Genomic DNA, 25,405 nt, shown 5'->3' with positions numbered 1-25,405 from the left:
TTCTATTGACTAACAACAGTATTTTAAATATAATTCTCGTTATGTTTTGGGCCTATAGCTCAGTTGGTTAGAGCGCCGGACTCATAATCCGTAGGTCGTAGGTTCGAGTCCTACTGGGCCCACCATTACTTCTCAAAATATCTTAAGAAATTTCATCAGGATATAAAATAGATTTCTTATGTTTTGAATCATCCCAGATTTCTTCTTCACTTAAACTGGTTTGAATAAACTCAACTATCGCACCATTTTCTTCGATTATAGCTACTCTAAAATTTTCCATTGGGAAATATGGCTCCAAAAGAATGTTTTTACCTTCGATAGCCTTATCTAAATCAGAAACTTTATAAGCAATATGAGGCATAGTCTGAATAAGCTCATTTAAGGGACAATTAGGCCCAAAGCGATGATATTGAACTCTTCCTGGCAGCTTACCTCCTGATGTATACATATCCATTGTAGGGCTATAACGCTCGCCATCTCTTTGCTCATTAATGGGTATTCCAATATGATGATATTGATATTTCATAAAATTCTCTTAATTATTATAATTTATAATGTGTAAGTATATATAAATAAAAATAGTTAACTAAAGAAAAATAGAAATGATAAAGTAAGAAATTAAAAAGTTTTATAGAATTGCCTCTAAATAGTTCTGCTTATCTTTCTTTGTAAGTCTAATTCTATGCTCATTCATTAGCGTACCATGAAATGACTTACTTAACGCTTCTAAAACATCCATCATTAATTCATAACAAGTTTTAACATCATACTCCATGGTTGTAAGCTTTTTATAATTCATAACAGCAATAAGCCCATCAACTTTACCTTCCTTGGAGCTAATAAATTCTTGTGACTCATTATCAGCTAATACAGTAAATATAACATCTTTATAATTTATTTTTTGGAAGATTTTTTCATCGGTATATTTAACACCATAATATTTCAAGAAGGTAGCTAAATCTTTTACCTCTATTGCTTCAATAGCTTCAAAATAGAACAGTAAAAAGCCGTCTCTTAGTAATGGATACTCTCTCTGAACATCTTCGATATGAGCATATTCAGATGAATTTCTAACTTGCCCAAGAAGCTCTTCACTTCCCTTTTGTTCAATTTCTCTAAGAACTTCTTTTTGCTTAAGGCGCAAACTCTTACGATAAAGATCTATTATGATCAACACTACTAAAACTAAAACCAATGCCAGTATTAATGTCATTTATTTGATATCCAAATCTAATGTTTTCTAAGTATGTATTATATATATAAAGATTATAAAAATTAAGATTTTTCTATCGTAGCGTCTATAACTTCAATAATTTTCTCATCAGTATTTACTATCATCTGATTATGAATCTTATTGAATTCTTGCACTATATAATCATTTCGCTGCTTATCATCAAACAACTTCTTCAATTCTATAAATAAGTTATTAACTGTACAATCTTCTTGAATTAGCTCTTTTATAATCTCGCTTTTATGTAAAATATTTGGAAATGCCCAGTAACTATGACTGCCAATCAGTAATCTACCTATAAATGCAGATAACTTAGATAACTTATACCCAACAACCATAGGTAGCTTACATAACATTGCCTCAAGTGTAGCTGTACCAGATGCTAGTAAACTGAAATCTGATGCTTTTAAAACATCATGAGAATTTGTTTTAAAAACTATTATTCCTAGTTTTTTAATCTGATTCTCATATTTATCAAATAATGGCTGTAGTGATGGTTTTGCTAAGGGCATAATCGCTTGAAATTTATAACCCGATTCTACCATTTTTTCTAAAGCATCAAGATATAGTGGTAGAAGTCTAGAAACCTCTGTAGTTCTACTACCAGGCAACACTGATAAGATTGGTTCAGAAACATGCTCCAACCCAAGTATTTTTTTATACTTATCTCTATTTATTTCTATAGGTAGGCTTTTTGCTAAAGGATGTCCTACATATATTGCTTCAAAGTTATGACGCTTTTTATAATACTCAACCTCAAAAGGTAAAATAGCTAAGATTTTCTCTGTTGCTTTTCTTATTTTCTTAATGCGGTATTCTCTCCAGACCCATATCTTAGGACTAACATAATGAATAGTCTTTATACCCGATGCTCTTAACTTTTTCTCTACAGTAAGGTTAAAATCAGGAGCATCTATACCAATAAAAATATCAGGCTTATTTTGTTTAAAATGGTTTACAATATTTTTTCGGATTTTTAAAATACTAAGCCCTTTAGAAATAATCTCCAAAAAGCCGATAAGAGACAGAGCATCCATTGGATACAAGCTTTTAAAGCCTTCTGCCTCCATTTTAGGACCACCAATACCTTCTATAACAGCTTGAGGATATTTCTGTTTCAAAGCTTTTACTAAAGTACCTCCTAACTGGTCACCTGATAACTCACCAGCTACAATACCAATTCTCATTATCTTAGTATCCCTCTTCTTGATGTTTCCATAACATCAACAAATGGTTCTAGAACATTATGATCATTAGCCATATCCTTTATAACTTCCAAAGCCTCTTTAGTCATTAACCCCCTACGATATAATACTTTATAGACTTCCTTGATTTTCTTAATATCTTCTGGCGAAAAGCCTCTACGCTTCAAACCTTCAGAATTAATTCCACAAGGAGTACAACCACCTGTAACAGCTGTAACCATTAGATATGGAGGCACATCTTTACCAACTAAAGCTGCATGAGCAAGAAACGCATGTTTACCAACCCTACAGAATTGATGAACACCAACATTTGAACTTAGTATAGCAAAATCATCTATATGTACATGGCCAGCTAAGCCAACACCATTAACAAGGTTTATATTATTACCAACCTTACAGTCATGGCCAATATGTACATAACACATAATGATATTATTACTTCCTATAGTTGTAACACCAGTTTCTTTAGAGGTCCCGCCATGAATAGTTGCACACTCTCTTATTATGTTATTATCTCCTACAACAACTTGTGAGAAATCACCCTTCTTATAAGTATAGTCAATAGGGTCATCACCAATAGAAGCATACTGGAAAATGCGGTTATTTTTACCAAGAATCGCATTATCGCCAATAGTTACGTGGCTTTTTAACTCAGTACCTTCACCAATAATGACATTTTCTCCAATAACACAGAATGGCCCAATTATAGCACTGTCAGCTATTTTGGCACTCTCATGTACTACTGCCAAACTATGTATCACGATTAATAATCCTTATATGCTGCCATTAACTGAGCTGAGCAAACTACTTGTCCATCTACTTTTGCTACAGACTCAGCTGTACAAATGATATTTTTTTGTTTAACCATTCTTGATTCAATTACTAGAACATCACCAGGTACTACAGGTCTTTTAACTCTAACCTTATCAATACCGGCTAACATGAAAGTTCTTCTACCGCCACCGGCTTTTTCAACTACATGTTTGAATAATGTCTCAGCCATTAATTCACCTAGGATAGCAGTTGCTTGAGCCATAGCTTCTACAATTAATACTCCTGGCATAACTGGGAATTCAGGAAAGTGACCATTAAAAAAATCTTCGTTTATAGATACATTTTTATGTGCTGTAATTCTTCTTTCTTCGACATCCCAATCAACAATTTTATCTAAAAGCGCAAAAGGATACCTATGAGGTAATATTTTTCTAATCCCCATTACATCTATTTGTTTATTATCCACATCGAACTGACTCATTTCAATTAATCCTTACTTATTTAATTTATCTTCTAACTCTTTTACTTTAGCCGTCAGCTTATCTATTCTTGATAGTTTAGCTACAAACCTACCCCACTGAATCCTTGGCTTTGCTTCAAATGCAGCATAATACATGCCCGGTTTAGTAATAGATTTACCTACATTAGATGCTCCACCAACAACAGCATTATCACAAATACTGATATGTCCTGTAATAGCTGACTGACCTCCAATAAGACAATTATCACCAATCTTTGTGCTTCCAGCAACAGCTGTAACCCCAGCAAGTGCAGTATTTCTACCAACAATTACATTATGTGCTATCTGTACTAAATTATCAATACGAGCGCCCTTTTTAATAATAGTATCATCTATTGCACCCCTATCTACAGTAGTACTCGAACCTATCTCAACATCATCTTCAATAACAACTCTACCCAACTGTGGGATTTTTGTCCAGCTCCCATCTTCATCACGAGCATTACCAAATCCATCACAACCTATTACTGCATTTTGGTGAATAATACAATCTGAACCAATCACAATATCATGAGCAATAGAAACATTACTTTTTATAATAGTGTTATCACCAATTTTTGAACCTTCATCGATAGTCGCACATGCACCTATTGAAACATTATTCCCAATAATTACATTTTCATTAATTACAGCATTCGCATCAATAGTTACATTCTCACCTATGATAGCACTAGATGCAATTATAGCTTTACTATGAATTTTGCCGTTTGGCTTAGGAGATTTATCAAATAACTCCATCACCTTAGCTAAAGCCATATAAGGGTTAGATAGAACAATTGCATTAGTATGACAATACTCCAATGCTTCTTCAGTGATTAAAACAGCTGATGCTTTTGTTTCAGATAAATCCTTTAGATACTTAGGGTTAGTACAAAATGAAATATCTCCAGCGCCTGCTTGCGATAAAGTAGCGATCTTGTTAATTTGAACACTACTATCACCTTTTACAACACCATCCAAATTAGAAGCTAAAAATTCCAAAGTATACATTTAAAGCTCCCTTACTTATTCAGAGTCTTTATTCATTAACTCAACGACATCATTTGATATATCATCAACTCCGTCAACATAAGCAAGTGCTTGTGTTGTAAGAACTACATTATAACCCTTTTGTTTAGCTACAGTTTGAACAGCCTTATCAAAAGAAGCTTGGAATTTTTTTGATAACTTATCTTTTTCAGCGTATTCTTTTTGTTGAAGAACTTTTGCTTTCTCTGCAAAGGTTTGCTGCTCTTTTTGTATTTCTTGTTGTTTCTTTGCCAGCTCATCTTTAGTCATTGTCGCTGAATTATCTTGTAATGTTCTCATCTGCTGCATAATGCTATTTTGCTCTTGCTGCAGCTTAGAAGCTTGAGGCTTAAGATCATTTTCTAGCTTTTTAACACTTACCGAACCCGAATCAGAATCATTAAATATCTCTACAGGGTTAACAACTGCCATCTTAGTTTCAGCATAACCGCAAGATATTCCTGCTAGAACAAACAATGATAAGACGATTTTTTTCATTTAAGTTATCTCCTTTAATTTAATAAAACTCTCTCGATAAATTCTAACACAATATTATAATAGTTGGTAAGTTGTTTCAAACATCAATATAAAAGAATAATAGTAAAACAAAATATATAAGATTTATTAATTCGCAGAAGTATTTAGAAGTTTTGCCCTAATGAGAACTGGAAGACCTGAGTCACATCACCTTTTTGAACATTAAATGGTTGAGCAAATGAAACGGCTAGCGGCCCCATTGGAGAAGCCCATCTAAACTGAACACCAACAGAATATTTTAGATTAGAGAAGGATGGGGTAGTGTCTTGTTTAGGGAATGGAGCAGCAGCACTTCCTAAATCATAAGTTGTATATGTATTACCTATATCTACAAAAGCACCTATTCTCATTTTTGAACTATCACTAATAAAAGGCACAGGGAATAATAAATCATAATTATTATAAATATTAAGGTTACCACCAAAAGAGTTTGTTGGATCACCTGTATTTACATTTATACCTCTAGCACCTAATGAACCTTGTAGGAAACCACGAACGCTTCCCCAGCCACCACCGAAGAAGTTCTCATAGAAAGGAAGTTCTTTTGTCTTACCATAACCACCACCGTAGTCAACACCACCTCTTATAGTTAAGGCTGACATTTCCATACTAGGAACAGCAATATTATAAGTTCCCGCAACCTGAACTTTATAAGCATAAATATTACTAATAACAGGGACATTTACTGAACCATTTAGATTAAATGAGCCACCATCTGTAGCAAATATATATCTATTTGAATTATCATAACTCCAGCCTGCTGTTATAGCTGGCTCATTAAAATTATTTCTACCTTGCTGCTTTAAAAACCTCTGCACAATTGTATCTTGATATGCCGCAGACTGTTTAACTGTGTTATTAGCAAAAGTTAAACCTCCAGAAACATTACTAAATGTCGAGATTGGCACCCCATACATCAACCTTGCACCAAAAGTATCTAATTGATACGAGGCGATAGCATCTGTTCTAGCAAAGTTTGAACGGTTTATATAGGCTGAAATACTTTGACTCACGCCTGATGTAGTAAAGAATGGATCAATATAGCTTATATCTAATTGTTGGAACGGTAATGAAAGCTGAGCATTAATATTAAAAGTATTACCAGTACCAAAAACGTTAGGCATATTTAACCTACCGCCAATCATAAAACCATATAAGTCTGAGAATCCTAAACTACCACTTACTGAGTTAGCATTTCTCTCTTTAATATTATAATTAACATCAACCAAATCATCAGAGCCCTCAACAGGCACAAGCTCCATATTTGCTGATTCAACGTATGGAAGCTGATCTAACCTACGTTGAGATTTATCAATCGATTCTTTGTTATATTGACTTTGCTCATAATACTGTAATTGTCTACGAAAAACATAATCATTAGTAACATTGTTACCAAAGAAATTAACTCTATTCACATAAACTTTTTTACCAGCATCAACAACAAACTTAAAAGATACAGTCTTTTTATCTTTATCTACATCAGGGATAGGGTTAACTACAGCAAAGGCATAACCTTTACTTCCAAGAAGAGTTTTAATTGCTTCAACGGTATCAACTAGTTTTCTTTTAGAAAAAACTTCGCCTTGCTTAAGCTGAATTAACGACTCAAGCTCTGACTTAGGAAGTATAAACTTTCCAGTTAGGGAAACGCTTCCCACTTTGTAAACATCGCCTTCCGCGACATCAAATGCAATATAAGCATGCTCACGGTCTTTCGACATAGATGCCTGCTTAGAAGTAACTTTAAAATCCAAATATCCTCTATCTAAATAATAATTAGTTACCCCTTGAACAGATTGATTCATCCCATCTGGAGAATAGCTGTCATATGGAGATAAGAACCCCCAAAGATTCCAGACAGAAGGCACTTCAAAAGCAACACCTCTATCTAGCTCAGAATCATCAAAACTTTTATTACCAACAAAGTTTATAGCATCAATTGTTGCTGGTTTACCCTCTTTAAAGGTTAAATTTATATCTATTCTATTATTTGGTAATTTTCTTATATTCTCATCAATTTTGGCCCCATAAAGACCCATCTGAGAATATTGATTAAGCAAAGACTGCTTAAGTAAAAACATTGTATTTGGGTTGTATACATTACCTACATATATACCCGCATCAGTAAAAACTTTTTCCAAATCGTCTTTCTTTAGCTTTTTATTTCCAGTGAAATTAAAACCCGAGATAATAGGTCTTTCTTTAACATTTATGAAAAGATTACTACCTTTACGATACAGATCGACACTATTAAAAAAACCTGTACCATAAAGGTTATTAATAATCTGGTTTGTATCTTCTGGAGTGATATAGCTACCCTTCTTGTAGCCTATACGGCTCTTAACCACATCACTTTGCAAGCCCTCCAAACCTTTTACAGATACATCATCTAAGATGAAGCTGTCACCAGCAGCCCAACCATTAAACGCTACACCCACAAGAAGAGAGGCTAATACAAACTTCTTTCTCAAAAAAAACACTCAATTTACCCCAAAATAGAATCCACATATTCACGAGTTTTTCGATCAATTTCAAAAACTTCTTCTATATCCCGTGGATTCTTAAAATTTAATTCTTTTATTACTTTTTTATTTACTTCTATAATTTCTAAATATTTAACTTTCTCATTCAAAAATGCTTCAACAAGCACCTCATTTGCCGCATTAAAAATTATATTTGCCGCATAGTTTTTGTTTCTTAAATTATCAAAAACAATCTTTAATGCTTCAAACCTATCAAGGCAAACATCTCTAAATGTCAATTGTAAATTTGTAAAATCAAGCTTATCAACCTCTGTAGTACCTCTATTAGGATAGTACATAGCATTAGCAATAGGTGTCTTCATATCTGGGGCACCTAATTGTGCTAAATAACTTCCATCGGCATACTTCACCATGGAATGAATTATACTCTGAGGATGAATCAAAACGCTTATTTTATCAGCAGAAATGCTAAAAAGCCAATATGCTTCTATAACTTCTAAAGCCTTATTAACCATAGTTGATGAGTCTACAGAAATTTTTCTACCCATACTCCAATTAGGATGAGCACACGCCTGATCAGGAGTTATTTCTACCAAATCCTCCAGCTGCTTATCTCTAAATGGTCCACCTGAAGCAGTCAAAACAATCTCTGAGACACCATCGGTATATTTTTTAGAGGCATTATCAAGACATTGAAATACCGCGTTATGTTCACTATCGACTGGTATAAGTTGGGCATTATTTTTAGCAACTTCTTCTACCAAAAGATGCCCTGCCGCAACAAGAGATTCTTTATTTGCCAATAAGATTTTTTTACCTGCTTTAGCCGCTGCAAAAGTTGGCTTCAAACCAGCTACACCAACTATAGCTGACATAACCATATCAACATCATCATAACTTGAGACAAATTCTAAGCCATCCTCACCAACGAGAACTTCAACACCAACTAGATTCTGTAGCTGTTGTTTTTTAGCCTCATCTGCAACAACAGCATATTTAGGTTTAAACTCCAAACAAAGTTTTGCTAATTTTTCAATATTACTAAAAGCTGTTAAAGCGAAGATCTCAAGATCTTGATTTTCTCTAATTACAGCAAGCGTGCTATCACCGATAGAACCAGTAGCTCCAAGTATAGTAATCTTACTCTTAGACATAGTCTTATTCACTAGTTTTCAGTATTTTCAAAAGAATCTTCACCGGCAATTTCCACACCGCCATCATCTTCCATAATATGCTCTGCTTCTTCTACCTCCAACTCCTCAACTTCTTCATCATCATGTTTGACAACTTTAAGACTGATTAGCTTTTCATTATTTCTTAGATTAATAAGTCTAACGCCTTGAGCTGAACGGCCACATTCTCTAACTTGGTCAGCCGAAGTTCTAACCAGAGTCCCGTTATTTGTAATCATCACAATATCTTCATCATTCTCAACAAGCACTGCCACAACAACAGCACCATTTCTATCTGAAGTTGAGATAGCTATCACACCTTGGCTAGCTCGCTTAGTTTTACGATATTCAGAAACCGCTGTACGCTTACCGTAGCCATTCTCTGTAGCAGCAAGCACCACTCCCTCATCAGGATTTGTGACAAGCATCGAGACAATTTTCTGCTTAGGCTGTAAACGCATACCAGTTACACCAGCAGCTGAACGCCCCATCGCTCGAACATCTGACTCATCAAAACGGATTGCTTTACCAGCATCTGAGAACATCATAATCTCTTTTGAGCCATCTGTAAGCGCAACATAAGACAGCTCGTCACCATCATTAAGACCAATAGCAATCTTACCTGTAGAGCGAGGTCTAGCAAACTCAGAAAGATCAACTTTTTTAACTCTACCAAGCTTAGTCGACATAAACACAAACCAACCTTCAGTAAACTCACCAATAGGCATCATTGCTGTAATTTTTTCATTCTTATCTAATGGCAAAATATTATTTATAGGACGCCCTTTAGAAATTCTACTAGCAACTGGGAAGTCATAAACTTTTGACCAATATACTCGACCTAGGCTGGAGAAACATAACATCGTATCATGAGTCGAAGCAAGCATTAACTTAAAGATGCTATCCTCTTCTTTTGTTTTGGTTGCAGATTTACCTACACCACCACGTTTTTGTGCATTATACATACTAAGTGGTTGAGTCTTAACATATCCATCCATCGATAACGTTACAACCATATCTTCTTCTGTAATAAGGTCTGCTCTTGTAAGATCTAATCTTGTAGTGATAATCTCAGACTTTCTCTCATCACCATAATTATCTCTAATTTCAATAAGCTCTTCTTTAACAACACGAATTAACTCATTTACATCACTTAGAATGCCAATCAGATACTTAATTCTCTCAATAAGCTCTTTGAACTCATTTACAATCTTATCTTGCTCTAAACCTGTTAACCTATGTAGTCTTAATGCTAGAATTGCATCAGCTTGCTCTTCTGTCAAATTATAAGAGCTATCTGTTTGAATACCATAGTGAGAAGCTAATTCTTCTTTACGGTACATCTTAACATCTACACCCTCAAGCATGCTTTTAACCATAGAACCATTCCATGATCTATCAAGCATGGACTCTTTAGCATCTGCTGGAGATGGAGAAGCTTTAATAAGTTCAATCATCTCATCAATATTTGCAAGTGATAGCAATAAACCTTCTAAAATATGTGCTCTTTCTTTAGATTTTCTAAGCTCAAAAATTGTTCTTCTAGTTACAACTTCTTTTCTATGCTTAATAAACTGCTCAATAATCTCTTTTAGATTAAGAAGCTTAGGCTTATTATCACTAAGAGCAACCATGTTGATACCAAAGCTACACTGAAGCTGAGTTTGAGCATAAAGAGTATTTAAAACAACCTCTGGAGACTCATCTCTTTTAAGGTCAATTACAACACGGATACCATCCTTATCAGACTCATCTCTTAACTCAGAGATACCAGTTACTTTTTTATCTTTTACAAGCTCTGCAATTTTCTCAACTAGTTTAGCCTTGTTTACTTGATACGGTATTTCTGTAATTACAATTTGTGATTTACCAGAAGCTTCATCTTCATGAATATCAGCCTTAGCACGCATAATAACACGACCACGACCAGTTTTGTAAGCCTCTAAAATACCATCTGTACCATTTATATATGATCCTGTTGGGAAATCCGGAGCCGGAATATATTGAACCAAATCTTCGATTGTAAGTTCTGAATTATCAATAAGAGCTATAGTCCCATTGATAACCTCTGCCATGTTATGTGGCGGAATATTTGTCGCCATACCAACTGCGATACCTGAAGATCCATTGACCAAAAGGTTTGGTACTCTTGTTGGTAGCACGTCAGGCACTAATTCAGTATTATCGTAGTTCGGTGAAAAATCTACTGTTTCTTTATCTATATCAACTAAAAGCTCATGTGTCAGCTTCTGCATTCTAATTTCGGTATAACGCATCGCTGCTGGTGAATCACCATCAACTGAACCAAAGTTACCTTGTCCATCCACTAACGTATAACGAAGAGAAAATGGTTGAGCCATCCTAACAATAGTGTCATAAACTGCTGTATCACCATGCGGATGGTATTTACCAATTACATCACCGACAACCCTTGCAGACTTTTTATACGGTCTATTATAATAATTTGATAACTCATTCATCGCAAAAAGCACTCTACGATGTACAGGCTTCAAACCATCCCTAACATCTGGTAAAGCACGACCAACAATTACGCTCATTGCATAATCAAGATATGATTGCCTTAATTCTTTTTCTATATTTATTGACGATGATTCTTTCGTAGTTATAGACATTATTTACCGCTTTTAATAAAGATAAAACATATAGGCAATATTTTAACATATACGAGAGCAAAAAAGTATACTTTAAAAAAGTAACTAGGGCGATGAATTAGTCAATTATCCAATCTATTTGAGAAAGATTTTTTCTAACTAAATATTCATTACATTCATTAAAATGGTTACACCCTAAAAAACCTCTATAGGCTGACAACGGCGATGGGTGAGTAGATTCTAAAATCAAATGCTTTGAGACGTCAATTAGAGATTTTTTCTTACGCGCGTGAGAACCCCAAAGCATAAACACTACATCTTGTTTATTTGCTGAAATCTTTTGGATAACAGTATCCGTAAATCTCTCCCAGCCAATACCCTTATGAGAGTTTGCTTTGTGCGCTTCAACTGTAAGAGTTGTATTTAGGAGAAAAACCCCTTGTTTTGCCCAACTTTCTAGACAACCATGATCTGGAATTTGAAAATCACCTATACTATCAGCAAGCTCTTTATATATATTCTTTAATGAGGGTGGTATATCAACACCCTTTTGTACTGAAAATGCTAAACCATGAGCCTGATTATAGTTATGATAGGGGTCCTGTCCCAGTATAACTACCTTTAAATTATCAAACTCAGTATATTTAAAAGCATTAAAAATATTTTCTTTAGCTGGAAATATAACTTTACCCAAGCTCATTTCATTAGCTAAAAACTCCAATATTTGTTTAAAGTAAGGCTTTTGTTTTTCTTCCGATAATATATCTGACCAGTTCATTTCTAACTCCAAAACTTTGATACACTTGGTGTTTTGATACCCACTCCTTCAGGGGTAACAAAAATCATGTTATTTCCACATTTCAAAACCACTTGTTTCTTATTTTGGACAATCATACAATCCTTACTGGTGTCAATATACTGCTGCGCTTGGACTGAAGTTGGATTTTTAGGTAACTCAGAAGACGACTCAATAGCTGCAAATAAAAAACAAGGAATCAAAAAACCAAACACAATCAAAACTCTAAATAATTTCATAGATATATCAATACATCATTCAATTTAATGAACAAGTATAACAAAATGAAATAAATATAAAGATAGAAGAGTTAGATTAAATTAGAAATGACTATTTTCTTTTCTTTTGAGGAGGAAGGTCTGTAGCAGTACCTTCAAATACTTCTGTAGCCATCATTAAGCTCTCAGAAAGAGTTGGATGTGGATGAACTGTAAGAGCAATATCTTCAGCATCACAACCCATTTCAATAGCTAAAGCAGATTCAGAAATAAGTTCACCAGCATTAGTACCAACTATAGAAGCACCAATTATTCTATGATTTTCATCAAATAGAACTTTAGTCATACCTTCTGATCTACCAATACTTAGTGATCTACCACTAGCAGCCCATGGGAATACACCTTTTTCATACTTAATACCTTTAGCTTTTGCAGAAGTTTCAGTTTCACCAACCCAAGCAACTTCAGGATCTGTATAAGCAACTGATGGAATAACCAAAGGATCAAAACTATGATTTAAACCTGAAATAACTTCAGCAGCTGTTCTTCCTTCTGGTACAGCTTTGTGAGCAAGCATAGGTTGACCAACGATATCACCAATTGCAAAAATATGTGGTACATTTGTACGCATTTGCTTATCAGTTGCGATAAAGCCTCTTTCATCAACATTTACACCAGCTTTTTCTGCATCAATAAGCTTACCATTTGGCTTACGACCAATTGCCATAAGAACTCTATCGTAACGTTCATCTTTAGCTGAATGATCGCCTTCCATTGTTACATAGATGCCATCTTTCTTAGCCTCCATAGCTGTAACTCCAGTTTTTAAGCGAACCTCATATTTCTTGTTCATTTTCTCATAAGCTTTAACGACATCTTTATCAACACCGTTCATAAGCTGATCAGCAAACTCAACAACTGTAATCTTAGTACCAAGCTCAGAATAAACTTGTGCCATCTCAAGACCAATAATACCACCACCCACTACAAGCATAGTCTCAGGAATTTCTTTCATTTCAAGGGCGCCAGTAGAATCAATAATTCTGTCATCTTCTGGCACAAATGGTAGATTAATTACACTAGAACCAGCAGCAATAATACAATTATCAAAAGCAATTTTTGTAACTTTACCATCAGCAGCTTCTACAGCAAGCTCTTTATCAGATGTAAATTTACCGTAACCTTGTACGATTTTTACTTTTCTCATCTGAGCCATGCCTTTTAAACCGCCAGTAAGCTTGCTTACAACATCATTCTTATACTTAAGAACTTTATCTTTATTGATTTTCATATCACCCATTTCGATGATACCATCAGCAGCTAAGTGTCTAGCCTCATTAATAACTTTAGCAATATGAAGAAGTGCTTTTGATGGAATACAGCCAACATTTAGACATACACCACCGATATTTTCATATCTTTCTACTAAAACAACTTCTAACCCTAAGTCAGCTGCTCTGAAAGCTGCACTATATCCACCAGGACCACTACCTAAAACTACAACTTGTGTTTTAATATCACTCATTTTTTAAAACTCCGTGTTTACATTATGATTTCACGTAAATCAGAAAGAATCTGACTATATCTTGTTAAGAATTTAGCCGCCATAGCGCCATCAATTACTCTATGATCAGCAGACATAGATAAAGGTAGCATAGTTCTAGGCTCGAACTCTTTACCATTCCAAATAGGTTTAACAGCAGTCTTAGATACACCCATAATAGCAACTTCTGGCATATTAATAATTGGCGTAAACGCTGTAGTACCAAGCACACCAATACTTGAGATAGTAAATGTAGCTCCAGACATATCTTTTGAGCCTAGCTTACCATCACGAGCTTTACCTGCTAGTTCCATAATATCTTTCGATATTTCAATAATGCCTTTTTTATCAGCATCTTTGATAACTGGAACCATTAGTCCTGCTGGAGTATCTGCAGCAAAACCAATATTATAGTATTTTTTAAGAACTAGGTTCTCACCATCGTTAGTAAGTGAGCTATTCATTCTAGGGAACTCTTGCAAAGCTACTGCTGCAGCTTTTACTAAGAATGACAATGGAGTGATTTTCACACCCATTTTCTCAGCGAATCCTTTTTTAGCTTTCCTAAACTCTTCAAGATCCGTAACATCAGCATCATCATAGAAAGTTACATGAGGAATTTTTACCCAGTTTCTATGTAAGTTTTTCGCACTAATTTTATTAATACGAGTTAAAGGCTGAGTTTCAATCTCACCAAATTTAGAGAAATCAACAACAGGATCATCTAAAAGATCTAAACCACTTCCACTCGCAGCAACTTTACCAGTTTGAACTTGTGTTACAGCATGTTTGATATAGTTATAACAATCTTCTTTCGTTACACGTCCTTTACGACCCGTAGCTTTCACCTTGCTTAGATCAACATTTAAAATCCTAGCTAGCTTTCTAACAGCTGGAGAAGCATGAGCATTTGAGTTATCAACTTCATATTCATTCACACTACTTTGAACTGGTGTTTGAACTTTTTGAGGCGCCTGCTTAGGAGCTTCTTGCTTAGCTAGTACTGATTGTGAACTAGCTTGAGCAGGAGCAGAACCTTGAGTTTTAACTTTAAGAATTAAGCTACCTTGAGAAACCTTATCACCAACCTTTGTTATAACCTCTACAACCTCACCTGATACAGGAGATGGAACTTCCATACTAGCCTTATCAGTCTCTAATGTAATTAAAGAATCTTCTTCTTCAACTTTATCACCAACAGCTACGGATACTTCAATAACATCAACGCTATCATAGTCACCAATATCTGGAACCTCTACATCAACGACTTCTTCAGAAGCTTGAGCAGGAGCTGATTGCTGAGCATCTTGTGCTGAAGCTGATGCACTAGCACCAGTTTCAACTTTAAGAATCAAATCACCTTCACCAACCTTATCGCCAACTTTTACAGCTAGTTCAGTTACTTTACCACTAGCAGATGATGGCACTTCCATACTAGCTTTATCAGTCTCAAGTGTAATCAAAGAATCCTCTTCTTCAATATCATCACCAACTTTTACAGATATTTCAATAATCTCAGCCGCATCATAGTCGCCAATATCAGGAACTTTAACATCAACAATTTCAGTAGCTCCTGATGAAGCTGGTACAGCCTCTTCTTTCTGAGCAGGTTTTTCTTCTGTTGCAGTATCAGATGATCCTTCTAGTTCAACTTCCATAATTGCAGAACCTTCTGAAACTTTATCACCAACCTTTACAGTCAACTTAACAATTTTGCCAGCCACAGGAGATGGAACTTCCATGCTAGCTTTATCAGTTTCTAATGTAATTAAAGAATCCTCTTCAGCAATAACATCGCCCTCGGCAACATTTACCTCAATTACATCAACACTATCATAATCCCCAATATCAGGAACCTTAACGATCTCTATAGACATTTATATCTCCTTACCGATTAGCTATATAATGGAGCCACACGCTCTGGGTCTATATTGTACTTCTTAATTGCTTCTTTCACTTCACCAGTTTTTACTTTACCTTCTAGAGATAGCGCATATAGAGAAGCAACCACAACATGATATCTATCAACCTCAAAGAAACTTCTTAAAGCTTCACGCGTATCAGATCTACCAAAACCATCTGTACCAAGATTCACGAACGTATGAGGGATAAATTCTCTCAGCTGATCTGTATATAACTTGATATAGTCAGTAGAAGCAACCACTGGGCCTTTTTCATCTTTGAAGCATTGCTCAATATAGCTTTCTTTTTTCTTAGCTGTCGGATGAAGCATATTTTCACGAGAGACATTTTTAGCCTCTCTGTAAAGTTCATTCGCAGAAGTCATGCTCCAAACATTAGAAGTAACACCATACTCTTCTTTAAGCATCTCAGCAGCAGCCTCAACTTCTCTTAGAATAGATCCTGAACCCATTAACTGTACATGTTTATCTGCTGGCTTAGTATCCTCCAACTTATAAAGACCTTTGATAATACCCTCTTCAACGCCCTCTGGCATAGCTCTGTGAGAGTAATTCTCATTTAAGACAGTTATATAGTAATAAACATGCTCACCATCAACATACATTCTCTTCATGCCATCAGCCATAATAACTGCTAATTCATAAGCATAAGTAGGATCATAAGATACACAGTTAGGGATAAGACCAGCCTGAATGTGACTATGTCCATCTTCGTGCTGTAAACCTTCACCATTTAAAGTAGTTCGACCAGATGTACCACCAATCACAAAACCTTTTGCCATAGAGTCACCTGCAGCCCATGCTAAGTCACCAAACCTTTGGAAACCAAACATAGAGTAGTAAATCATGAACGGTATCATCGGCACATTATGTACACTATATGAAGTAGCCGCAGCTATCCATGAGCAGAAACCACCTTGTTCATTAATACCTTCTTGAAGGATTTGACCATCTTTAGCCTCTTTGTAGAACATCACTTGTTTTTTATCTTCTGGTACATATTGCTGACCTTTAGGGTTATATATACCTAATTGTCTAAATAAACCTTCCATACCAAAAGTACGCGACTCATCTACTGTAATTGGTACGATGTGCTTACCAATTTTCTTATCTTTCGCCAAGTGAGATAGTATTCTTACAAACGCTGTTGTAGTTGAGAACTCTCTCTCACCACTATCATCCAACAAGTTCTTAGCAAAATCTTGATAAGCAGGAATCTCTAACGCAGTTTTATTTTCTCTTCTTGCAGGGATATATCCACCAAGATCTTTTCTCTTAGAATGAAGATATTTCATTTCTGGAGAATTCTCATCTAACTTGATAAGTTTGTAGTTATCAACATCTTCTTTTGTAGCAGGCACATCAAATCTATTCTTAATATACTCAAGAGCATCAGTATCAAGCTTTTTAACATTATGTGCAATGTTTTTAGATTCACCATACTCACCAAGACCATAACCTTTAACCGTCATAGGTAAAATAAGTGTTGGCTTACCATTAGAAGTTTCAACGGCTTTTTTATATGCTGCGTAAATTTTTAATGGATCATGTCCGCCACGACGAAGAGCTTGCAAATCTTCATCGGACATATCTTTAGCTAATGCTTCTAAATCTTCATCTCCACTAAACACTACTTTACGACATTCTTCGCCACCATGAGCTTTGATTGTATGGAATTGACCATCATTTAACTCACTTAATCTTTGAGCAAGTTTGTCGCCTGCTTTAGCATCTGCTAAAAGCTTATCCCAATCACTACTCCATAGCACCTTGATAACATTCCAGCCAGCACCTTCAAAAACACCAGCTAATTCTTCGACAATATTACCGTTACCATTTACAAGACCGTCTAATCTTTGTAAGTTACAATTGACAACAAAAATTAGGTTATCTAGACCTTCACGACCAGCTCTAGTGATAGAACCAATTGATTCTGGCTCATCCATCTCACCATCACCGCAGAATGCCCAAACTTTACGATCTGCAGTTTCAGCTAAACCTCTAGCTTCTAGATATTTCATAAATCTAGCTTGATAAATAGCTTGAAGTGGGCCAAGACCCATTGAAACTGTAGGGAACTGCCAATATGTTGGCTGCAAATATGGATGCGGATAAGATGAAACAGCATTCTCACCATTAAATGCCTGTTTTCTAAAATTATCTAATTGTTCAGAAGTAATTCTTCCTTCAAGATACGAGCGAGCATATACGATTGGAGAAAGATGCCCTTGATAAAATATCAAATCACCAGCATGGTTTTCATTAGGAGCCTTCCAGAAATGGTTAAAACCAACTTCATAAAGTGTCATAGCACCAGCACCTGTACCAATATGACCACCAATAGAGCTATCTTTTTTATTAGCTGATGCAACGATAACAGTAGAGTTCCATCTATTCACAGCTTCAATCTTTTGCTCAAGCTCCATATCGCCTGGATAACTAGGCTGTTCTGAAACATTAATAGAGTTGATATATTTTTTAACTTTTGCTGCTGCATAAGCATTTTCTACACCAAGTTCAGCGCCTTTAGTCAAAAGCTGTTCGAATAAGAATTTTGCTCTATCAACACCTTCTCTTTTCACAACATCTTCAAAAGCCTCAAGCCATTCTTGAGTCTCGAAAACATCAATATCTTTAGTAAAATCCGACATCCTTTATCCTCCGAAGTAATCGAATATTAACGAAATTAAAATCACATTAGTGAGATTATAAGTTAATAGCCTAGTAACATCAACCAATACCCAACACCTAAGCTTATTAACAATAATTAACCAAAGCTCTTTAAAACCTTATTTACCACTGCCATAAACTCTGATCTAACAATATCAAGCTGTTTAGCATTATCTGCTTCAAACCTTAAAACAAGACACGGCGTTGTGTTTGATGCTCTAAGTAAAGCCCAACCTTTCTCAAACTCTACTCTGACGCCATCTATATCTATAATTTTAGCATTTGAAAACTCTTTTTGACATGTTTCAAGAATAGTATTTACAATTTTAAACTTTTCATCCTCTGAAACATCTATATTGATTTCTGGAGTAGCTATACTATTTGGTATCTCCATAAACAATTGATCTAAGTTTTTATCTGTTTTTGCAAGAATGTTTAACAGCCTAACACCTGTATATAAACCATCGTCAAAACCCGGCCACCTATCATTAAAAAACACATGACCACTCATCTCACCAGCCAAATCAACTTTATCAACTTTCATTTTTTTCTTAATAAGCGCATGTCCTGTTTTGTACATTTCAGACCTACCCCCAAGATTTTTTATAAAACCATCTATATTTTTAGTTGATTTAACATCGTATAGTATTGATGCTCCAGAAACTGTTTCAAGTACATCTTTTGCGTATAACATCAACTGTCTATCAGCTGCAATAATATCTCCACTATTTGTAACTAATCCCAGTCTGTCTCCATCACCATCAAAAGCTAAACCAACATCAGCTTTTTCTTCTTTAACTTTTTCAATCAAATCTTGTAAATTCTCAAGCTTACTCGGGTCTGGATGATGATTAGGAAAGCTCCCATCAACTTCACAATACATTTTAGAGACATCACACCCTAATCTTTCAAAAAGTTTTAGTGCTATCTCACCTGCTATACCATTACCAGCATCAACAACAACCTTTAGTTTTTTATCCAGACTTTCTCTATCAAGAATATAATCAATATAGCTATTAGAAACATCTTTGTATTCAACGTCTCCATGGCCATTAGCAAAAATATTTGATTTAACTAGATTCTTTAATTCTAAAACTTCTTCATTTGCCAGCGTATTATCAGCTATAGTCATTTTCAAACCATTATAATCACCTGGATTATGGCTTCCCGTTAACATAATACCTGTACCATTTGTCAACTTCTTAGCTGCAAAATATAAAACAGGAGTTGGTACTGCACCAATATTTATAACATCACAACCAGCTGTTAATATTCCCTTTTGTAGAGCAGCAAGCAAAGCTGGTCCAGATAAGCGACCATCTCTAGCTATAGCGACTACATTCTGATTAAGTTCCTTGGCTTTTGTACCATAAGCTAAACCTATATTAAAAACAACCTCTTCATTCAAATCAGATGGAACGACCCCTCTAATATCATAAGCTCTAAAAATATGCTCTGGTAAACTCTCTATATTTTTATACATAAAATATTTCTCTCTTATAATAAATAATCAATATTATCTTTGTTATCAAAAACATCTAAAACAGGAGCAAATTCAACCGAAAAAGCAAAAACTTTAAATATTTCAGCTAGCTTATCATTTAAGACAAGCTCTTTCATATCTTTATTATACTTCAACTGCTCTGCACTCTCTAACCTTTTGGAAACATCTAAAAAAACTTGAGATATATTTGCTCTTTTCAAAAAATTCGCTTGCGTAATATATCCATCTAATTCAAAACCATTTTCAACTACAGATTCTGCAACGGTTGTAAAATCAACATGGGCAGTAACATCTTGCTCACCGATATTTATAAAAGGATCAAAATTAACTTTATGTTGATAATAGCAAGTAAGTGTTCCCATATTTCTTTCTTTAGAATAATACAAAGCCCTGTGATAGCCATAATCACATAAAAAAACCACACCTTGTAACAATGTATCTTTTAAAGACTTAACCCACGGTCTTATCCATGTATTTATTTCACTTGTATAACCATCTTCAAAACTAAGATTATCTTCTAAAATTCGGCCTACTTCATATTCAAAACGTTTATCATTAGAATCCAAATCAGTAAATTCAAATTCATTATCTACTAAACTTACACCTTGTTGAATCAACTTACCATTTTTTGCTTTAAAAATATCAACAGGCATAGCATCCAAAACTTCATTAGCAAAGACCACTGCTTTTATCTTTTCTTTTGGTAACTCATTAAGCCAAATAAACTTATTATACAAATGTGGAATATTATTTTTAATATACTCTTGTTGTCTTTGTTTCAAATCATTACTTAGCTCAATTATTATATATTTATAAGGCAAAGATTCTAAGCTCTCAAGTTCAGCCATACAATCAGCAGCAAACTTGCCTTGGCCAGCACCAAATTCAATAACATTACAGTTAGTACCAATATGAGAAATCACCAAAGAAAACTGTCGAGCAAACGTTCTAGCAAACAAAGAAGTTTGTGATGTAGCTGTTATAAAATCTCCCTGGGCAGAAATTTTTTCTTTATTAGATGCATAATAACCAAACTCAGGGTAATAAAGAGCAATTTGCATAAATTCTCTAAATGATAATTTCTTACCAGAAGAAAGCTTGTCAATCAGAATATTCTTGAGAGTCATATCCACTTTATAACCTACTAAAATTTTAAGGCTATTTTAGACGCAGAAAACTCTTTAATCAAAAAATATATGACTTTCTGAAAAAAAAATATTAAAATCTTAGCTCAAACTATTTTTAAAGTGTAAAAATAATGAGCATAATTAACACATACCCTATTGGTATAACAGGCGGTATAGCTAGTGGAAAATCTACAGCAACTAGAATACTGAAAGAAAAGCTAGACATTAATGTTGTTTGCGCTGATACAATAAGTAGAGAAATCACAAAGAAACCAACTGTTATCAAAAAAATAGCTGAGAAATTTGGTAATGAAGTAATAATGAACAAGCAAATTAATAGAGCTATGCTTAGAGCAATTATTACAGAATCCAAAGAATCAAAAAAATGGTTAGAAGATTACTTACACCCTGTCATTAATAGAGAAATCAAAAAACAAGTTAGAGAATCTGAATCTGCTATGACTATCGTTGATATTCCTCTACTTGGCCCATATAACTTTCGCCATTATGATTATTTAAAAAAAGTCATTGTCCTTAAGGCTGACCTAGAAACTAGAATTAGAAGGCTTATGGAACGTGACGGTAAAGATAGACAGCAAGCAGTTGCATTTATAAACTTACAAATATCAGATAAAGAAAGAGAAAAAATTGCTGATTATGTCATCGATAACACTGAACTTAGTGATGAAGAGCTAGAAAATAAGCTAATTGATACAATTAATGACATAACAAACTTGACTAACTAAATATTAACATCTATAATACACAACACTTTTGCACCCATAGCTCAACTGGATAGAGTACTCGGCTACGAACCGAGCGGTTAGGGGTTCGAATCCCTTTGGGTGTGCCATATTTAAGTTTGCGGGAATAGCTCAGTGGTAGAGCACAACCTTGCCAAGGTTGGGGTCGCGAGTTCGAGCCTCGTTTCCCGCTCCATTTTCCCTAAATAAGTCTTATTTAAAAATCCTAGATATGCTAAAATTTATGATAATTTTTTAAATGCTTATATTTTTCATACAAATGTCAAAAAAAATAGTTTTAACAGGTGTTACTCCATCTGGAACACCTCATCTTGGTAATTATATTGGTGCTATTAAACCTGCTATAGAAATGTCAAATAATGATAACTATAGTTGCATGTACTTCATCGCAGATCAACACTCTTTAATTAAACTTTGGGATAAGAAACTACGTCAGCAATATATTCACGAAATAGCAGCTTCTTGGCTTGCATTAGGTCTTGTTCCTAGCAAAGCTAGCTTCTACCGTCAATCTGACATCCCAGAAATCATGGAACTTACATGGATAATTAGCACAACAACAGCAAAAGGCCTACTAAACCGAGCTCATGCTTATAAAGCTTTAGTTGACCAAAACTCATTAGAAGATGGTGTTGACCCTGACAAGGGTATAACTATGGGATTATTTAACTATCCTGTACTAATGGCAGCGGATATTCTTATGTTTGACGCAGATTTGGTACCTGTAGGTAAAGATCAAATTCAACATATAGAAATAGCTAGAGATATAGCAAATAGATTTAATCATATTTATAAAAAAGATATGCTTAAAGCTCCTAAAGCTATGACAAATGAAGATAGCCAAACCATACTAGGACTAGATGGTCGTAAAATGTCAAAAAGCTATGACAATACGATCCCTATATTTTCTACAGAAAAAAAACTTAGAAAACAGGTGATGAAGATTATCACAAACTCTCAAACTCCAGAAGAGAAAAAAAATCCTGATAATTGCACAGTTTTTGCTATATATAAAAGTATTGCAACTGAAACAGAAACAGCAGAGTTAAGAGAAAGATACCTTGCTGGTGGGCTTGGTTGGGGAGATGCAAAGCAAATATTATTTGAAAAGATCAACAAATACCTTGCTGATGCTCGTGAAAAATATGATTTCTATATAAACAACCCCAAAACTGTTGATGAAATACTTAGTGAAGGTGCTGCCAAAGTTCGACCATTTGCAAGAAATAAGTTAGACGAAGTTAAAGATCTAATAGGAATGTAATTATATGCAAAAGTTAGATAATATAATTATTGCTAACTATAGCATACACTCTCTAGGACTGATATGTTGGGCAAAACAAAATTTAGAGCCTAATAGTTTCTGTATTCTGTCTGTAGATACAGGTTTTGCTGCTGCAAGTTGGGGTAGTTATTTAGAAAATGTTTTTAACTGGCTCAAAGCTGAGAATATCAGCTATTTCCATCTAAAATCTGAAAATACTTTTCAAGAACTTGTTATTGCTCGCAAACAGTTTCCATCACAAGAGTTTAGCTGGTGTGCAGGCTTTCTAAAAGGTATAACCCTTTTAAATAAAATAGATGAGCTTGATCCTGATGGTGAAGCTACTATTTTGCTAGCACACCGAAAAGACATATCAAAAGCTTCTCAGCTTTTAAAAAACTTAGATGAAGAAGAACGCTATGATTACAGAGCTCTAGAGTACCCTCTTCTAAATAAAAACTATGAAGATGTGAAAACCTTAACTAAAAATCTACCTTTTAAATCTGTGCAACATAGTCTTGAGTGCCATCCTTGCATACACTTTACAAAAAATGAATTTAAAGATATCTCTACACAAGATAGAGAAAAAGTAATAGAATTAGAGAGTCAAGCAAAAAATTTCATGTTTGGTGATCGTCAATTTAGTGATTTAAACGATGACTTTTTTATACAAAACAATATTTTAGAAGAGCTATCAAAAGCTTGTAGCTGGGAGTATAGCTGTGGTCTATAGGAGATCTTTTTTATGAATGAATATTTTTTATTTAGCTTATTAACTGTTGTAGCTGCCTCTATGAGCTATATCAATACAAAATTTTTAAAATTACCCAAAGCAATTGGATTAACAATATTATCAATTTCTTTTTCTGCAATTTGTGCTTCTCTTTTAAGTGATTCCAACTTCTTAGTTGTTGCACTATCTAGTTTTGACTTCAAAACAACCGTTTTAGATGGAATGCTTTCATTCCTATTATTTGCCAATGCCTTGCACTTTAATATGATTGACTTAAAGAAAGAATTAAAAGCTGTTTTTGGTTTGGCAAGTATTGGTCTATTACTATCAGCTTTTGTAACTGCTGTTTTAATCTATGGCTTTTGTTGGCTTATAGGCTTTGAATTTAGTTTTGGCTACTGTTTAGTCTTTGGTGCTTTAATATCTCCAACAGACCCAATAGCTGTAATTAGTACTCTTGCAGGTAATAAATCTATTCCTAAAAAATTAAAAACACGTGTTGTTGGTGAATCATTATTTAATGATGCTACTGGTATAGTATTATTCGTTGTACTATCAAATATTGTCTTCTTTGGTAGTGGTGGTGAGTTCGGCACTATTGCTGGAGATCATAATATAAATTATGCATGGGTAATTACTAAACAAATTGTCTCAGAGGCTGGTGGAGGAATAGCACTAGGATATATCTTTGCTAAAGTTGCTCTGATATTCTTAAAAACCAACAAAGATTCTGAAACTTCAATTTTTGTTACCTTAGCAGTAGCTAGTATGGGATATGTAGTTGCTCACAGCTTACATGTATCTGGACCAATTGCGATGGTAGTTGCTGGATTATTTATAGGAAACAACTTTTCAGATAGCAAAAAAAGCTGTCCCGACCAAGTTGAAAAAATAGATAACTTCTGGATGGTTATTGACAACATGCTTAACTCATTTTTGTTTATACTCATTGGTTTAGAATTAACCAGTATTCCATTTAACATTAGCGCATTTTGGGTTGGACTTGGAGGTATATTTATCGTTACTATTGCAAGGTTGATAAGTATTTCCATACCGATAACAGTTGTTGATAAGAAACTCTCAAAAAGCTCAGCTAAAGACAATCTCTTAGTTGCTTGGTCTGGCGTTCGTGGAGGTATTTCTCTTGCATTGGCACTATCACTACCAGACGAAGGGCATGTAATAGTAAGTATTACTTATACTGTAGTTATCCTTTCTATACTAGCTCAAGGATCTACACTAAAAATTGTCTTAAATATGATATATCCTGCTAAGCCAACTAAAACTGCTGCTAATACTAAGAATTAAATACTTATAAAGCT

At 34.6% G+C, this 25,405-nt stretch carries 21 protein-coding genes and 3 tRNA genes; 7 read left to right on the top strand and 17 right to left on the bottom strand.

Going from position 1 to position 25,405, the window contains the following annotated elements; genetic code table 11:
- Positions 1 to 48: 48 nt before the first annotated feature.
- Positions 49 to 125, top strand: a tRNA-Ile gene (locus tag QI37_RS08265).
- 17 nt (positions 126 to 142) lie between these two features.
- Here the strand turns inward: QI37_RS08265 and QI37_RS08260 are convergent.
- The 17 genes from QI37_RS08260 to QI37_RS08180 all read right to left on the bottom strand — a co-directional run bounded on the left by QI37_RS08260 (position 143) and on the right by QI37_RS08180 (position 21,322).
- Complete coding sequence (locus QI37_RS08260; RefSeq protein ID WP_040010329.1) at positions 143 to 526, bottom strand: hypothetical protein; 384 nt, start codon at positions 524 to 526, stop codon at positions 143 to 145.
- Positions 527 to 628: 102 nt separating this feature from the next.
- The gene (locus QI37_RS08255; protein ID WP_040010328.1) at positions 629 to 1,213 is read right to left on the bottom strand and encodes a cell division protein ZipA C-terminal FtsZ-binding domain-containing protein; all 585 of its coding nucleotides are present in this window, start codon (positions 1,211 to 1,213) and stop codon (positions 629 to 631) included.
- A 62-nt stretch (positions 1,214 to 1,275) separates the two neighbouring features.
- Positions 1,276 to 2,418: a lipid-A-disaccharide synthase gene (lpxB, locus tag QI37_RS08250; RefSeq protein WP_040010327.1), complete on the bottom strand. Its 1,143-nt coding sequence runs from the start codon at positions 2,416 to 2,418 to the stop codon at positions 1,276 to 1,278.
- Complete coding sequence (gene lpxA / locus QI37_RS08245; RefSeq protein ID WP_040010325.1) at positions 2,418 to 3,197, bottom strand: acyl-ACP--UDP-N-acetylglucosamine O-acyltransferase; 780 nt, start codon at positions 3,195 to 3,197, stop codon at positions 2,418 to 2,420. The genes lpxB and lpxA overlap by 1 nt, the downstream gene beginning before the upstream one ends.
- Positions 3,198 to 3,199: 2 nt before the next feature.
- Positions 3,200 to 3,691 (bottom strand): 3-hydroxyacyl-ACP dehydratase FabZ, encoded by a 492-nt coding sequence (gene fabZ, locus QI37_RS08240; RefSeq protein ID WP_040010323.1) that lies wholly within the window; start codon positions 3,689 to 3,691, stop codon positions 3,200 to 3,202.
- Between the two features lie 12 nt (positions 3,692 to 3,703).
- Positions 3,704 to 4,720, bottom strand: a complete 1,017-nt coding sequence (gene lpxD / locus QI37_RS08235) for a UDP-3-O-(3-hydroxymyristoyl)glucosamine N-acyltransferase (protein WP_040010321.1) — start codon at positions 4,718 to 4,720, stop codon at positions 3,704 to 3,706.
- Between the two features lie 15 nt (positions 4,721 to 4,735).
- Positions 4,736 to 5,236 (bottom strand): OmpH/Skp family outer membrane protein, encoded by a 501-nt coding sequence (locus QI37_RS08230; RefSeq protein ID WP_040010319.1) that lies wholly within the window; start codon positions 5,234 to 5,236, stop codon positions 4,736 to 4,738.
- 143 nt (positions 5,237 to 5,379) lie between these two features.
- The gene (bamA, locus tag QI37_RS08225) at positions 5,380 to 7,755 is read right to left on the bottom strand and encodes an outer membrane protein assembly factor BamA (protein ID WP_040010317.1); all 2,376 of its coding nucleotides are present in this window, start codon (positions 7,753 to 7,755) and stop codon (positions 5,380 to 5,382) included.
- Positions 7,756 to 7,760: 5 nt separating this feature from the next.
- Positions 7,761 to 8,912, bottom strand: a complete 1,152-nt coding sequence (gene dxr / locus QI37_RS08220) for a 1-deoxy-D-xylulose-5-phosphate reductoisomerase (RefSeq protein ID WP_040010315.1) — start codon at positions 8,910 to 8,912, stop codon at positions 7,761 to 7,763.
- 11 nt (positions 8,913 to 8,923) lie between these two features.
- On the bottom strand, positions 8,924 to 11,563 hold the full coding sequence (gene gyrA / locus QI37_RS08215) for a DNA gyrase subunit A (RefSeq protein WP_052399177.1): 2,640 nt from the start codon (positions 11,561 to 11,563) through the stop codon (positions 8,924 to 8,926).
- A 97-nt stretch (positions 11,564 to 11,660) separates the two neighbouring features.
- On the bottom strand, positions 11,661 to 12,320 hold the full coding sequence (gene ung / locus QI37_RS08210) for a uracil-DNA glycosylase (protein ID WP_040010313.1): 660 nt from the start codon (positions 12,318 to 12,320) through the stop codon (positions 11,661 to 11,663).
- A 2-nt stretch (positions 12,321 to 12,322) separates the two neighbouring features.
- Positions 12,323 to 12,577, bottom strand: a complete 255-nt coding sequence (locus QI37_RS08205) for a hypothetical protein (protein WP_040010312.1) — start codon at positions 12,575 to 12,577, stop codon at positions 12,323 to 12,325.
- A 91-nt stretch (positions 12,578 to 12,668) separates the two neighbouring features.
- Complete coding sequence (gene lpdA, locus QI37_RS08200) at positions 12,669 to 14,081, bottom strand: dihydrolipoyl dehydrogenase (RefSeq protein ID WP_040010310.1); 1,413 nt, start codon at positions 14,079 to 14,081, stop codon at positions 12,669 to 12,671.
- A 17-nt stretch (positions 14,082 to 14,098) separates the two neighbouring features.
- Positions 14,099 to 15,976 carry a pyruvate dehydrogenase complex dihydrolipoyllysine-residue acetyltransferase gene (gene aceF, locus QI37_RS08195; protein WP_040010308.1) on the bottom strand — a complete coding sequence of 626 codons (1,878 nt, stop codon included), beginning with the start codon at positions 15,974 to 15,976 and terminating at the stop codon, positions 14,099 to 14,101.
- A gap of 17 nt (positions 15,977 to 15,993) precedes the next feature.
- Positions 15,994 to 18,672, bottom strand: a complete 2,679-nt coding sequence (gene aceE, locus QI37_RS08190) for a pyruvate dehydrogenase (acetyl-transferring), homodimeric type (RefSeq protein WP_040010307.1) — start codon at positions 18,670 to 18,672, stop codon at positions 15,994 to 15,996.
- A gap of 116 nt (positions 18,673 to 18,788) precedes the next feature.
- Complete coding sequence (locus QI37_RS08185; RefSeq protein WP_040010306.1) at positions 18,789 to 20,174, bottom strand: phosphomannomutase/phosphoglucomutase; 1,386 nt, start codon at positions 20,172 to 20,174, stop codon at positions 18,789 to 18,791.
- A 14-nt stretch (positions 20,175 to 20,188) separates the two neighbouring features.
- The gene (locus tag QI37_RS08180) at positions 20,189 to 21,322 is read right to left on the bottom strand and encodes a class I SAM-dependent methyltransferase (RefSeq protein ID WP_040010769.1); all 1,134 of its coding nucleotides are present in this window, start codon (positions 21,320 to 21,322) and stop codon (positions 20,189 to 20,191) included.
- Between the two features lie 131 nt (positions 21,323 to 21,453).
- Here QI37_RS08180 and coaE point away from each other — a divergent pair, with 131 nt between their 5' ends.
- The 6 genes from coaE to QI37_RS08150 all read left to right on the top strand — a co-directional run bounded on the left by coaE (position 21,454) and on the right by QI37_RS08150 (position 25,391).
- Positions 21,454 to 22,068 (top strand): dephospho-CoA kinase, encoded by a 615-nt coding sequence (coaE, locus tag QI37_RS08175; protein WP_040010305.1) that lies wholly within the window; start codon positions 21,454 to 21,456, stop codon positions 22,066 to 22,068.
- 30 nt (positions 22,069 to 22,098) lie between these two features.
- Positions 22,099 to 22,175, top strand: a tRNA-Arg gene (locus QI37_RS08170).
- An 11-nt stretch (positions 22,176 to 22,186) separates the two neighbouring features.
- Positions 22,187 to 22,261: transfer RNA gene (locus QI37_RS08165), tRNA-Gly, on the top strand.
- Between the two features lie 84 nt (positions 22,262 to 22,345).
- Complete coding sequence (gene trpS, locus QI37_RS08160; protein WP_040010304.1) at positions 22,346 to 23,350, top strand: tryptophan--tRNA ligase; 1,005 nt, start codon at positions 22,346 to 22,348, stop codon at positions 23,348 to 23,350.
- Positions 23,351 to 23,354: 4 nt separating this feature from the next.
- Positions 23,355 to 24,083: a hypothetical protein gene (locus QI37_RS08155; RefSeq protein ID WP_040010302.1), complete on the top strand. Its 729-nt coding sequence runs from the start codon at positions 23,355 to 23,357 to the stop codon at positions 24,081 to 24,083.
- A 12-nt stretch (positions 24,084 to 24,095) separates the two neighbouring features.
- On the top strand, positions 24,096 to 25,391 hold the full coding sequence (locus QI37_RS08150; protein WP_040010300.1) for a cation:proton antiporter: 1,296 nt from the start codon (positions 24,096 to 24,098) through the stop codon (positions 25,389 to 25,391).
- Positions 25,392 to 25,405: the final 14 nt, after the last annotated feature.

The sequence above is a fragment of the Candidatus Francisella endociliophora genome (assembly GCF_000764555.1).
Taxonomy (GTDB): Bacteria; Pseudomonadota; Gammaproteobacteria; order Francisellales; family Francisellaceae; genus Francisella; species Francisella endociliophora.
Note: the sequence above shows the minus strand (reverse complement) of the source record. Positions and strands in the feature narration are given on the sequence as shown.

Coding starts and splice junctions, on each gene's coding strand:
- QI37_RS08260 (WP_040010329.1), bottom strand. CDS start 526: ATGAAATATCAATATCATCATATTGGAATACCCATTAATGAGCAAAGA.
- QI37_RS08255 (WP_040010328.1), bottom strand. CDS start 1,213: ATGACATTAATACTGGCATTGGTTTTAGTTTTAGTAGTGTTGATCATA.
- lpxB (WP_040010327.1), bottom strand. CDS start 2,418: ATGAGAATTGGTATTGTAGCTGGTGAGTTATCAGGTGACCAGTTAGGA.
- fabZ (WP_040010323.1), bottom strand. CDS start 3,691: ATGAGTCAGTTCGATGTGGATAATAAACAAATAGATGTAATGGGGATT.
- lpxD (WP_040010321.1), bottom strand. CDS start 4,720: ATGTATACTTTGGAATTTTTAGCTTCTAATTTGGATGGTGTTGTAAAA.
- QI37_RS08230 (WP_040010319.1), bottom strand. CDS start 5,236: ATGAAAAAAATCGTCTTATCATTGTTTGTTCTAGCAGGAATATCTTGC.
- dxr (WP_040010315.1), bottom strand. CDS start 8,912: ATGTCTAAGAGTAAGATTACTATACTTGGAGCTACTGGTTCTATCGGT.
- gyrA (WP_052399177.1), bottom strand. CDS start 11,563: ATGTCTATAACTACGAAAGAATCATCGTCAATAAATATAGAAAAAGAA.
- ung (WP_040010313.1), bottom strand. CDS start 12,320: ATGAACTGGTCAGATATATTATCGGAAGAAAAACAAAAGCCTTACTTT.
- QI37_RS08205 (WP_040010312.1), bottom strand. CDS start 12,577: ATGAAATTATTTAGAGTTTTGATTGTGTTTGGTTTTTTGATTCCTTGT.
- lpdA (WP_040010310.1), bottom strand. CDS start 14,081: ATGAGTGATATTAAAACACAAGTTGTAGTTTTAGGTAGTGGTCCTGGT.
- aceF (WP_040010308.1), bottom strand. CDS start 15,976: ATGTCTATAGAGATCGTTAAGGTTCCTGATATTGGGGATTATGATAGT.
- aceE (WP_040010307.1), bottom strand. CDS start 18,672: ATGTCGGATTTTACTAAAGATATTGATGTTTTCGAGACTCAAGAATGG.
- QI37_RS08185 (WP_040010306.1), bottom strand. CDS start 20,174: ATGTATAAAAATATAGAGAGTTTACCAGAGCATATTTTTAGAGCTTAT.
- QI37_RS08180 (WP_040010769.1), bottom strand. CDS start 21,322: ATGACTCTCAAGAATATTCTGATTGACAAGCTTTCTTCTGGTAAGAAA.
- coaE (WP_040010305.1), top strand. CDS start 21,454: ATGAGCATAATTAACACATACCCTATTGGTATAACAGGCGGTATAGCT.
- trpS (WP_040010304.1), top strand. CDS start 22,346: ATGTCAAAAAAAATAGTTTTAACAGGTGTTACTCCATCTGGAACACCT.
- QI37_RS08155 (WP_040010302.1), top strand. CDS start 23,355: ATGCAAAAGTTAGATAATATAATTATTGCTAACTATAGCATACACTCT.
- QI37_RS08150 (WP_040010300.1), top strand. CDS start 24,096: ATGAATGAATATTTTTTATTTAGCTTATTAACTGTTGTAGCTGCCTCT.